General features: G+C 63.2%; 10 protein-coding genes. 4 read left to right on the top strand and 6 right to left on the bottom strand.

The features are described from left to right. Positions 1-162 precede the first annotated feature (162 nt). Positions 163-1,104: an AEC family transporter gene (locus tag ACE04F_RS17665; protein WP_486108681.1), complete on the top strand. Its 942-nt coding sequence runs from the start codon at positions 163-165 to the stop codon at positions 1,102-1,104. Positions 1,105-1,219: 115 nt separating this feature from the next. On the opposite strand, the gene ACE04F_RS17670 is transcribed toward ACE04F_RS17665, so the two are convergent. The 6 genes from ACE04F_RS17670 to gatC form a co-directional block, all read right to left on the bottom strand. Then, positions 1,220-1,600: a carboxymuconolactone decarboxylase family protein gene (locus tag ACE04F_RS17670; RefSeq protein ID WP_003177973.1), complete on the bottom strand. Its 381-nt coding sequence runs from the start codon at positions 1,598-1,600 to the stop codon at positions 1,220-1,222. Then, positions 1,597-2,658, bottom strand: coding sequence for a calcium/sodium antiporter (locus tag ACE04F_RS17675; RefSeq protein ID WP_486108856.1), 1,062 nt, complete (start codon positions 2,656-2,658; stop codon positions 1,597-1,599). Before ACE04F_RS17675 ends, ACE04F_RS17670 begins: the two co-directional genes overlap by 4 nt. 49 nt (positions 2,659-2,707) lie before the next feature. After that, entirely contained in the window at positions 2,708-3,085 is a 378-nt protein-coding gene (locus ACE04F_RS17680) for a septal ring lytic transglycosylase RlpA family protein (RefSeq protein ID WP_486108683.1), read from the bottom strand. A gap of 198 nt (positions 3,086-3,283) precedes the next feature. Next, a complete protein-coding gene (gene gatB, locus ACE04F_RS17685; RefSeq protein WP_486108685.1) occupies positions 3,284-4,729 on the bottom strand; it encodes an Asp-tRNA(Asn)/Glu-tRNA(Gln) amidotransferase subunit GatB in 1,446 nt (481 codons plus the stop codon). A gap of 10 nt (positions 4,730-4,739) precedes the next feature. Continuing rightward, positions 4,740-6,191, bottom strand: a complete 1,452-nt coding sequence (gatA, locus tag ACE04F_RS17690) for an Asp-tRNA(Asn)/Glu-tRNA(Gln) amidotransferase subunit GatA (RefSeq protein WP_486108687.1) — start codon at positions 6,189-6,191, stop codon at positions 4,740-4,742. A gap of 16 nt (positions 6,192-6,207) precedes the next feature. Continuing rightward, on the bottom strand, positions 6,208-6,495 hold the full coding sequence (gene gatC / locus ACE04F_RS17695; RefSeq protein WP_072388421.1) for an Asp-tRNA(Asn)/Glu-tRNA(Gln) amidotransferase subunit GatC: 288 nt from the start codon (positions 6,493-6,495) through the stop codon (positions 6,208-6,210). A 214-nt stretch (positions 6,496-6,709) separates the two neighbouring features. Here gatC and mreB point away from each other — a divergent pair, with 214 nt between their 5' ends. The 3 genes from mreB to mreD all read left to right on the top strand — a co-directional run bounded on the left by mreB (position 6,710) and on the right by mreD (position 9,490). Then, positions 6,710-7,747, top strand: coding sequence for a rod shape-determining protein MreB (mreB, locus tag ACE04F_RS17700; RefSeq protein ID WP_002555108.1), 1,038 nt, complete (start codon positions 6,710-6,712; stop codon positions 7,745-7,747). 139 nt (positions 7,748-7,886) lie between these two features. Next, positions 7,887-9,005 (top strand): rod shape-determining protein MreC, encoded by a 1,119-nt coding sequence (mreC, locus tag ACE04F_RS17705; protein ID WP_486108858.1) that lies wholly within the window; start codon positions 7,887-7,889, stop codon positions 9,003-9,005. Next, positions 9,002-9,490: a rod shape-determining protein MreD gene (mreD, locus tag ACE04F_RS17710; protein ID WP_305496816.1), complete on the top strand. Its 489-nt coding sequence runs from the start codon at positions 9,002-9,004 to the stop codon at positions 9,488-9,490. Before mreC ends, mreD begins: the two co-directional genes overlap by 4 nt. The last annotated feature ends 112 nt before the right edge of the window (positions 9,491-9,602 follow it).

The raw sequence follows: 9,602 nt of genomic DNA on the forward strand, positions 1-9,602 counted from the left end.
CCCCCCCCCCCCCCCCACAAGGGGCAACGGTGAATGTTGGCTCTGTGTTCACCCGAACAAATGTAGGAGCGAGCCTGCTCGCGAAGAGGCTCGACCAGACGCCAGTGCCGTGAGTGGCTATCATTAGCCACCTAACGACACTCCTTCTCAAGGTCCCCCGGCATGCTGGCAATTTTCCTCGAAACCCTGAACATCACCGCGCCGGTGTTTGCCATGCTGTTTCTGGGGACGCTGCTCAAGCGTATCAATTGGATCAACGACAACTTCATCTACATCGCCTCGTCGCTGGTGTTCAACGTGACCATGCCGGCGCTGTTGTTCCTCGGCATCCTGCACGCCGACTTGCACGCGGCCTTGCAGCCGGACCTGCTGATCTATTTCTCGATCGCCACCCTGGCGAGTTTTGCCATGGCCTGGGGTTGGGCGATCTGGCGTTGCCCGCGTGACGATCGCGGTATCTACACCCAGGGCGCGTTTCGCGGCAACAACGGGGTAATCGGCCTGGCGTTGGCGGCGAGTATGTACGGTGATTACGGGATTTCCCTGGGCGCGATTCTCGCGGCGCTGGTGATCCTGTTCTACAACACCTTGTCGACCATCGTGTTGGCGGTTTACAGCCCGGTGATCAAGTCTGACCCATGGAGCATCTGCAAAAGCGTGATCAGCAACCCGCTGATCATCAGCGTGATCGCCGCCGCGCCATTCGCCTATTGGCAGATCGGCCTGCCGAACTGGTTCGAGACCTCGGCCAAATACCTGTCGCAAATGACTTTGCCCCTGGCGTTGATCTGCATCGGCGGCACGCTGTCGCTGGCGGCCTTGCGCAAAAGCGGCAGGATGGCCCTGAGTTCGAGCCTGGTGAAAATGGTCGGCCTGCCGCTGGTGACCACGCTGGGCGCGTGGCTATGGGGCTTTCGCGGCGCCGAGTTGGGGATTCTGTTCCTGTACTTCGGCAGCCCCACCGCCGCCGCCAGCTTCGTCATGGCCCGGGCGGCGAATGGCAACCATGAGTTGGCGGCGGCGATCATCGTCATCACTACGCTGATGGCGGCGATTACCACCAACCTGGGGATTTTTGTGCTGCAGTGGGGTGGGTGGATCTAGCCTCGGATTTTGCAGCGCCCTTTCGATCCATTCGCGAGCAGGCTCGCTCCCACAAGTGACCACGATACCCTCTGGCCTTGCGGGAACGAGCCCGCTCGCGAAGGCAAACCCACAGTCACTCAGGCTTCTGATAACTATCGATCACTTCCTGCGCCGCCCGAAACGCATCGATCGCCGCCGGCACGCCCGCGTAAACCGCGCAATGCAGCAGTGCCTCACGAATCTCCTCTACGGTGCAGCCGTTGTTCAGCGCGCCACGCACGTGGCCTTTGAGTTCCTGCGGGCATTTGAGGGCGGTGAGGGCGGCGAGGGTAATCAGGCTGCGGGTTTTCAGCGGCAGGCCTTCGCGGCTCCAGACGCTGCCCCAGGCGTGCTCGTTGACGAAGTCCTGCAGCGGCTGGGTGAATTCGGTGGCGTTGCCCAGGGCGCGATCGACGAAGGCGTCGCCCATCACCTGGCGACGCATGTCGAGGCCGGTTTTTGGAGTGTCGGTCATGGCAAATCCCTCTTGTGGTGTTGGCGGCGCCAGGCGCGCAGGGAAGTGAACAGCAAGAACGCGAGCAGGGCCGGCAGCACGTAGAACAACATCAGTCGCTCAAGCTGGCCGGCCAATGGCATGCCGGTAGTGAACGACACCACGTGCAGGCCATAGGCCGTGTACAAGCCCAGGAACAGCAGGCCTTCGGCGCGGGTGACGCGGTAGCCGGAATAGAACACCGGCAGGCACAGCACCGCCACGCCGAGCATCACCGGCAGGTCGAAATCCAGGGCGTTCGGCGACACCGACAATGGTGTGGGCGCGGTGAGGGCGGTCACACCGAGCACGCCCAGCAGGTTGAACAGGTTACTGCCGATCACGTTGCCCACCGCAATGTCTCGCTGGCCGCGCAGGGCGGCGATCAGCGAGGTGGCGAGCTCCGGCAGCGAGGTGCTGACGGCGACGATGGTCAGGCCGATGATGCGCTCCGAAAGCCCGAGGTCCGTCGCCACTTCCACCGCCGCACCCAGCAACAGGTGGCCGGCGAAAACCAGCATCGCCAGGCCCGATACAATCATCACCAGACTCTTGGGCCAGGACACAAGGGCCACTTCGCCCCCCAGCGGGTGCGGCCGCCCCGAATGCCGGGACTGACGCAGCAACAGGCCCAGGTACACCGCCAGGGCCATCAGCAGCAGGACGCCGTCGAGCCGGGTCAGTTCCTCGTTCCAGGCCAGCACGAACACCAGCAGGCTGGCGCCGATCATCAGCGGGATGTCCAGGCGCACCAATTGGCGCGAGACGCGCAGCGGAATGATCAGCGCCGACAGCCCCAGCGTGACGAGGATGTTGAAGATGCTGCTGCCGATCACACTGCCCACGGCGATGTCGGCGTTTTGCGCCAGGGTCGCCTGCAGGCTGACGGCCATTTGTGGCGCGCTGCTGCCGAACGCGACGACGGTCAGGCCGATGATCAGCGGCCGTACCTGCAAGCGTGCCGCCAGGCCCACGGCGGCGCGCACCAACAGTTCGGCGCCGGCGATCAGCAACAGCAGGGCGCCGAACAACTCGATCAGGCTGAGCAGCGGTAGGGCAGTGAGTAGGGAAATGGCCGGGCTCCGTCTATCAATCGTCGAGGGCTTGCACACGCACCCGGGCAGTGCCGCTGCGCAACATGCCCAGTTGCTCGGCGGCTTCGCGGGACACGTCGATCAAACGGCCACGAGTATACGGGCCGCGGTCGTTGATGCGGACTACGACGCTGTCGTTGTTTTTTAGATTGGTGATTTTCACCCGAGTGCCGAACGGCAACTGGCGATGCGCGGCCGTCAGGCTGTGCTGGTCGAAACGCTCGCCGCTGGCGGTTCGCTTGCCATGGTGCCTGGAGCCGTAATAGGAGGCGACGCCGGTCTGGTCGTAGCCGTGTGGATCGACCGTCCCGCTCTGGCTGGCACAGCCGGCCAGCAGGGACAGCAGGGCGCAGGCGCCGAGGAGACGCTTCATGTAGAGGTTTCCACATCAGTGTGGTGGTGAAAATTATTGTGGCGAGGGAGCTTGCTCCCGCTGGGCCGGTCCGACGCCTCGGGCGCAGCAGCCCCCTCAATCTGGCAGCAGATCGTTGGGGGCCGCTTCCCACCCACCCCCACCAACCCCCCCCCCCACAGGGGATCGAGCCAGACCGCAAGACTGGCTCCATAGCCATCAGCCCTCAAGCTTGCTTTTGAGCAGTTCGTTGACCTGTTGCGGGTTGGCCTTGCCCTTGGAGGCTTTCATCGCCTGGCCGACAAAAAAGCCGAACATCTTGCCGCGCTTGGCTTCGTCCGCCGCACGGTACTGTTCGACCTGCTCGGCATTGGCCGCGAGCATTTCATCGAGCACGGCGCTGATCGCACCGGTGTCGGTGACCTGCTTCAAGCCGCGCTTCTCGATGATCTCGTCGGCGCTGCCTTCGCCATTGGCCATGGCTTCGAAGACCATCTTGGCGATCTTGCCGGAAATGGTGTTGTCCTTGATCCGCAACAGCATGCCGCCCAGTTGCTCGGCCGAGACCGGCGACTCGTCGATTTCCAGGCCCTGCTTGTTCAACAGGCTGCCCAATTCGACCATCACCCAGTTGGCCGCCAGCTTGGCGTCGCCGCCGATGCTCACGACTTTCTCGAAGTAATCGGCCTGTTCGCGGCTGGTGGCCAGGACGTTGGCGTCATAGCTCGACAGCCCGAACTGCGCCTGGAAGCGCTCGCGTTTTTGCGGCGGCAGCTCCGGCAGGGTGGCGCGCACTTCGTCAAGGAAGGCGTTCTCGATGACCACCGGCAGCAGGTCCGGATCGGGGAAGTAACGGTAGTCGTTGGCTTCCTCCTTGCTGCGCATCGGACGGGTCTCGTCCTTGTTCGGATCGTACAGGCGAGTTTGCTGGATGACCTTGCCGCCGTCCTCGATCAGTTCGATCTGGCGCTGGATCTCGCTGTTGATCGCCTTCTCGATGAAGCGGAACGAGTTGACGTTCTTGATCTCGCAGCGGGTACCGAACTCGGTCTGGCCCTTGGGCCGGATCGACACGTTGCAGTCGCAGCGCAGCGAGCCTTCGGCCATGTTGCCGTCGCAGATGCCCAGGTACCGCACCAGAGCGTGGATCGCCTTGACGTAGGCCACGGCTTCCTTGGCGCTGCGCATGTCCGGCTCGGAGACGATTTCCAGCAGCGGCGTGCCGGCACGGTTCAGGTCGATGCCGGTGGCACCGTTGAATTCTTCGTGCAGGCTCTTGCCGGCGTCTTCCTCCAGGTGCGCCCGGGTGATACCGACGCGCTTGACCGTGCCGTCTTCCAGGGCGATGTCCAGGTGGCCCTTGCCGACGATCGGCAGTTCCATCTGGCTGATCTGGTAGCCCTTGGGCAGGTCCGGGTAGAAGTAGTTCTTGCGGGCGAACACGTTGTGCTGGCCGATCTCGGCATCGATCGCCAGGCCGAACATCACCGCCATGCGCACCGCTTCGGCGTTGAGCACCGGCAGCACGCCGGGCATGCCCAGGTCAACGAGGCTGGCCTGGGTGTTGGGCTCGGAACCGAAAGTGGTCGAGCTACCGGAAAAGATTTTCGATCGGGTGGTGAGCTGGGTATGAATCTCCAGCCCGATCACGACTTCCCATTGCATGTGTTTCTCCTCAGAAGCCGGTTGGGGTGCGGGTGTGCCAGTCAGTGTTCAACTGATACTGGTGGGCAACATTCAACAGGCGGCCTTCCTGGAAATACGGCGCGAGTAGCTGCACGCCCACCGGCAGCCCATCGACGAAGCCGGCCGGCATGGACAGGCCCGGCAAGCCGGCGAGGTTGGCGGTGATGGTGTAGACGTCTTCCAGATACTCGGCGACCGGGTCGCTGTTCTTGGCGCCGAGTTTCCAGGCCGGGTTCGGCGTGGTCGGGCCGAGGATGATGTCGACCTCGTTGAAGGCGGCCATGAAGTCGTTTTTCACCAGGCGGCGGATTTTCTGCGCCTTGAGGTAGTAGGCATCGTAGTAACCGGCGGACAACGCGTAGGCGCCGACCATGATCCGGCGCTGCACTTCGGCGCCGAAGCCTTCGCCACGGGAACGCTTGTACAGGTCGACGAGGTTTTGCGGGTTTTCGCAGCGATAGCCGAAGCGCACGCCGTCGAAACGCGACAGGTTCGAGGAGGCTTCCGCCGGGGCGATCACGTAGTACGCCGGAATCGCATGCTGCATGTTCGGCAGGCTGATTTCCTTGATGATCGCGCCGAGCTTCTCCAGCTCCTTGACGCTGTTGTGGACCAGTTCGGCGATGCGTGGGTCGAGACCGGTGCTGAAGTATTCCTTCGGCACGCCGATGCGCAGGCCCTGCAGCGAACCGTTGAGGCTGGCGCTGTAGTCCGGCACCGGTTCATCGATGCTGGTGGAGTCGTTCGGGTCGAAGCCGGCCATGCCTTGCAGCAGGATTGCGCAGTCTTCGGCGGTGCGCGCCAGCGGGCCACCCTGGTCGAGGCTGGAGGCGTAGGCGATCATGCCCCAGCGCGAGACGCGGCCGTAGGTCGGCTTGAGGCCGGTGAGGTTGGTGAACGCCGCCGGCTGGCGGATCGAGCCGCCGGTGTCGGTGGCGGTGGCCGCCGGCAACAGGCGCGCGGCCACGGCGGCAGCGGAGCCACCGGACGAACCGCCCGGTACGTGCTCCACGTTCCAGGGGTTTTTCACCGCGCCGTAATAGCTGGATTCGTTGGCCGAACCCATGGCGAATTCGTCCATGTTGGTCTTGCCCAGGGTCACGGCGCCAGCGGCGGCCAGCTTGGCGACCACGGTGGCATCGTACGGGGCCTTGAAGTTGTCGAGCATCTTCGAGCCGCAGCTGGTGCGGATGCCCTGGGTGCAGAACAGGTCCTTGTGGGCAATCGGCGCGCCGAGCAGCGCGCCGCTCTCACCGTTGGCGCGACGGGCGTCGGCGGCCTTGGCCTGGCTCAAGGCCAGTTCTTCGGTGAGGCTGATGAAGCTGTTGAGCTGCGGGTCGAGCTGGGCAATGCGCGCCAGCAGAGCCTTGGTCAGCTCTTCGGAGGAAAATTTCTTGTCGGCGAGTCCGCGGGCGATCTCGGCCAGGGTCATGTGATGCATGAGAGGCTCTTTCCCTTTAGTCGATGACTTTCGGAACCAGGTACAGGCCGTTTTCGACGGCGGGTGCGATGGACTGGTAGGCCTCGCGGTTATCGGACTCGGTGACGACGTCGGCGCGCAGGCGCTGGCTGGCTTCCAGTGGGTGGGCCAGCGGCTCGATACCGTCGGTGTCGACCGCCTGCATCTCGTCGACCAGCCCGAGAATGCTGTTCAGGGCAGAAGTAATGTGTGGAAGATCGGCTTCATTGAGGCCCAGACAGGCCAGATGAGCGATTTTTTCCACGTCGGAGCGTTCAAGCGCCATGGGATTCTCCAGTGGAAAACAAAACGGACGCAGTCTGTCCGTGTGTTAGATTGTCGGAACACTACCGCATTTCTACGGCCCTACGGCCGCGATCTCGGTGTTTGGTGCACAGAAAAGCGGCCAATTTAACATATTGGCGCCTTGCCCAAAATCCCTGTCGTTGTTAGAGTTTGCCGCACTTTTTTACCCACGCGTTGCCTAGGGTCCCTTTCCCATGTTCAAGAAACTGCGTGGCATGTTTTCCAGCGATCTTTCCATCGACCTGGGCACTGCCAACACCCTTATTTACGTGCGCGAGCGCGGTATCGTCCTGAATGAACCCTCGGTCGTGGCCATCCGCACCCACGGTAACCAGAAAAGTGTCGTGGCTGTCGGTACGGAAGCCAAGCGCATGCTGGGCCGCACACCGGGCAACATTGCAGCCATTCGCCCGATGAAAGATGGCGTGATCGCCGACTTCAGCGTCTGCGAAAAGATGCTGCAGTATTTCATCAACAAGGTTCACGAAAACAGTTTCCTGCAGCCCAGCCCTCGTGTGCTGATCTGCGTGCCCTGCAAATCCACCCAGGTCGAGCGTCGCGCCATCCGCGAATCGGCGCTCGGTGCCGGTGCCCGTGAAGTGTTCCTGATCGAAGAGCCGATGGCCGCTGCCATCGGTGCCGGCCTGCCGGTGGAAGAAGCCCGCGGTTCGATGGTCGTCGATATCGGTGGCGGTACCACTGAAATCGCCTTGATCTCCCTGAATGGCGTGGTCTATGCCGAATCCGTGCGTGTCGGCGGCGACCGTTTCGACGAAGCGATCATCACCTACGTGCGCCGCAACTACGGCAGCCTGATCGGCGAATCCACCGCCGAGCGCATCAAGCAGGAAATCGGCACCGCCTACCCAGGCGGCGAAGTGCGTGAAGTCGACGTGCGCGGCCGGAACCTGGCCGAAGGCGTTCCTCGTGCCTTCACCCTCAACTCCAACGAAGTGCTCGAGGCGCTGCAAGAGTCGCTGGCGACCATCGTGCAGGCGGTCAAGAGCGCCCTGGAGCAATCGCCGCCGGAACTGGCGTCGGACATCGCCGAGCGCGGCCTGGTGCTGACCGGTGGTGGTGCGCTGCTGCGTGACCTCGACAAGCTGCTGGCACAGGAAACCGGCCTGCCGGTGATCGTCGCCGAAGACCCGCTGACGTGCGTTGCCCGCGGCGGTGGCCGTGCGCTGGAAATGATGGACAAGCACACCATGGACCTGCTCTCCAGCGAATAAGCTGGCGGGATCGTCTAGGTTGTTCGCTTCCGGGCAGCACTTTGCAGTGCTGCCCGTTGGCGTTTATCTTCTGTCATTCGTATCCAGGCCGGTTGATGCCGTATGAATAAAGACAACATTTGCCTGGGAGGAGCGGCCTATTAAACCGCTTTTTGCCAAAGGCCCCTCATTGGGTGTACGCCTGCTGGTGTTGGCCGTGCTATCGGTCGCGCTGATGGTGGTCGATGCCCGCTTCACGCTGCTCAAGCCGGTGCGCAGCCAGATGTCGCTGGTGTTGATGGAATCCTACTGGATCACCGACCTGCCGCAGCGGCTGTGGCAGGGTGTGGCCAGCCAGTTCGGCAGCCGCACCGAACTGGTCGCCGAAAACGAAAAACTCAAGACCGAAAACCTGCTGTTGCAGGGGCGCATGCAGAAGCTCGCGGCCCTCACCGAGCAAAACGTGCGGCTGCGCGAGTTGCTCAACTCCTCGGCGCTGGTCAATGAGAAGGTCGAGGTTGCCGAGCTGATCGGCATGGATCCCAACCCCTTCACTCACCGGATCATCATCAACAAGGGTGAGCGCGACGGCGTGGTCCTCGGCCAGCCGGTGCTCGATGCCCGTGGTCTGATGGGGCAGGTGGTCGAGCTGATGCCCTACACCTCCCGCGTGCTGCTGTTGACCGATACCACCCACAGCATTCCGGTGCAGGTCAATCGCAACGGCCTGCGGGCGATTGCCAGCGGCACCGGCAACCCCGAGCGCCTGGAGCTGCGGCACGTAGCCGATACCGCCGACATCAAGGAAGGCGACCTGCTGGTCAGCTCTGGCCTCGGCCAGCGGTTCCCGGCCGGTTATCCCGTGGCGACGGTCAAGGAAGTCATCCACGACTCCGGCCAGCCGTTCGCGATCGTCCGGGCGGTGCCCACGGCTGCGCTGAACCGTAGCCGTTACCTGCTGCTGGTGTTCAGCGACAACCGCACGCCTGAAGAGCGCGCCAATGACGCCGCCGTGGCCCAGGAAGTCCAGGATCGGCAGGGTGGTGAGCCGACGGTTCCTGCTGCACCCGCACCTGCGCCCGCGTCGGTCCCGGCCACGGTACCAAAACCCCAAGTGGCGGCACCCGTCACGGCAACCACCCCGCCGGCCGCACCCGCTGCGACGCCTGCCCGGCCACCCGCCCATGCAACGACATCCCAACCTGCAAGGCCCGCGGCCAAGCCACCGGCCTCGACACCCGCCGCAGCACCGGCGCCCAGGGGAGCACGAGAAGAATGAGCAGTACTCGATCCGGTAACGGCTGGATGGTCTGGCTGACCTTCGCCATCGGCCTGTTGCTCAGTGTGTCACCGCTGCCACAGTTCATGGAGATCCTGCGTCCGTTGTGGCTGGCCTTGCTGCTGGCCTTCTGGGCGCTGGCCCTGCCGCACAAGGTCGGCATGGTCACCGCATGGTGCCTGGGCCTGACCGAAGATGTGCTTTATGGCACGTTGCTGGGACAGAACGCGCTTATCCTCACGTTGATCACCTTTCTGGTGCTCTCGCTGCAACAGCGTCTGCGAATGTTCCCGATGTGGCAGCAGAGCCTGGTGATCCTGGTGATCTTTGGCCTGGCGCAACTGGTACAGCTGTGGCTCAGCGCGCTGACCGGCAATCGCCAGCCGACGCTTGCGCTGGTATTGCCGGCCTTGGTCAGTGCGTTGCTCTGGCCTTGGGTCAGCTTCGGTTTGCGTGGCTTGCGCCTGCGTTTCAAGATCAACTGATACGGTCGGGATCCCTAGATTTTTTTGATACCTACATCCCAGTGGCGAGGGAGCTTGCTCCCGCTGGGCTGCGTAGCGGCCCCATTTTTACGATTGCTGCGCAACCGAGCGG

This window comes from Pseudomonas sp. AGC41 (assembly GCF_057334555.1).